Source organism: Paenibacillus sp. 1011MAR3C5 (assembly GCF_003591485.1).
GTDB lineage: Bacteria > Bacillota > Bacilli > Paenibacillales > Paenibacillaceae > Pristimantibacillus.
In genome coordinates this window covers 1-1106 of the sequence record NZ_QZCF01000022.1, presented here as the reverse complement: position 1 = coordinate 1106, position 1106 = coordinate 1, and the positions used below count along the sequence as shown (strand labels likewise).

The following is a 1106-nucleotide window of genomic DNA, read 5'->3' as shown; positions in this document are numbered from 1 at the left end:
ATGTTGCGGCGTAGAATGCTCATATTTCTTTTTCTTCCTACGGATGACGGATTGAATCCCTTTTATCTTCATCAGACGATACACGCGTTTATGGTTAATCTGCTTCTCCGTTTTTCGACCATATGCAGCGTCAATTGATGGTAGCCGAAGGTGCTTTCAACCTTCTCATACAACGCCATCATGACCGCCGTCAGCTCCTGGTTCTCCAATTGTCGTTGGCTAGGCTTGTGACTGAGCCACTTGTAGTAACTTGACCTTGGAATCCCTGCAACCTTGCACAGAAGCTGTATGCTAAGTGATTCTGCCTGCTGCACGGCTTGGATAGCGAGGTAAATGTTTTCCTGTCGATGCCCTCTTAGCGACGCCTCCTTTGAAACTCCTGTAACTTTTTTAAGAAAGCATTCTCCGCCCGAAGCCGCTCATTTTCGTACTCCAGTCTCTTCATGGCGAGCTTTTGCTGATCGGCCTCGGTTAACTCTTCAGGTGCCTTCGTGCGCCCTCTGCCATCTCGTAAAGCGTTCTCGCCATCTGCTTCGTACTTCTTTACCCAACCATAAACTTGCTGATAAGAAACGTGATACTTTTCTACTGCTTTTTGATAGTTTCGATTTTGCGAAAGGCAATACATTACGATGTCTATTCGTTCTTCCCAAGTCGTTGTCCGTCCCTTTGTCATAGCGGCTCCGCCTCCGTTCTTATACGGTCTTAGACCGCTATGACTATTATACTTCTTAATCCAGTTTCGGAGTTGTGTACGGCTTGCCATACGGTACTTCCTTATGATTTCATTCTGAGAGTACTTTCCGGATAGATAATCTTGAACCGCCTGAAGTTTAAGTTCCACGGAGTAGCTCTTATTCTCTGCACGACATGCTAACCCTTCGACTCCGTACAGTTTATAACGACTTCGCCATTCCTTCAAAGTACTAACGTTAATGTTATATTTAAAGGCGATCTCACTTTGTGATCCCTGTCCTGCTTCATGCTCCTTCAAAATGGCTAATTTCTCTTCCACGCAGTACTCATTTATTTTGGACATGAAAAAAAACTCCCCTTGATAAACAGGTTTTATTATTTCACCTGTCTACCTAAAGGGGAGCATATCA

At 44.6% G+C, this 1106-nt stretch carries 2 protein-coding genes; both read right to left on the bottom strand.

Going from position 1 to position 1106, the window contains the following annotated elements:
• A partial coding sequence (locus D3P07_RS28000) for a hypothetical protein (RefSeq protein ID WP_397334627.1) occupies window positions 1-84 on the bottom strand: 84 nt, incomplete at its 3' end.
• Between the two features lie 271 nt (window positions 85-355).
• A complete protein-coding gene (locus D3P07_RS26665) occupies window positions 356-1039 on the bottom strand; it encodes a helix-turn-helix domain-containing protein (protein ID WP_119804057.1) in 684 nt (227 codons plus the stop codon).
• Window positions 1040-1106 lie beyond the last annotated feature (67 nt).

What these genes read in the sequence shown, in the direction of transcription:
- D3P07_RS26665 (WP_119804057.1), bottom strand. Translation starts at nt 1,039, where the DNA reads ATGTCCAAAATAAATGAGTACTGCGTGGAAGAGAAATTAGCCATTTTG.